The sequence below is a fragment of the Leifsonia sp. KNZ12-8B genome (assembly GCF_056755495.1).
Window position 1 is genome coordinate 1 of sequence record NZ_JBPGXM010000278.1, and the last position, 237, is coordinate 237.

Below are 237 nucleotides of genomic sequence, written 5' to 3' on the forward strand. Positions count from 1 at the left end.
GCCCCCGTCTCCGATGCGGACGTGGTGGAGGATGCGGCGGTCGCCCGCGAACACCAGATGGGTGTGGCTGTCCACGAAGCCCGGGATGACCGCGGCGCCGAGTTCGAGGCGCGCATGGCCGGCCGGCCGTACTCGGCGGGCGGCATCCGGAGCACGGTCGCGGCCCCGCGGGAGGCGACCGACGACGAGCTGCGCGCCCGCCGCGCCCGGTTCGCGACCGAGTTTCTCGCGCAGGGG

The 237-nt window shown here is 76.4% G+C and carries 1 pseudogene; it reads left to right on the forward strand.

Going from position 1 to position 237, the window contains the following annotated elements:
* Positions 1-237: pseudogene (locus tag ACR9ZG_RS19015) on the forward strand (imidazolonepropionase); the annotation flags it as partial.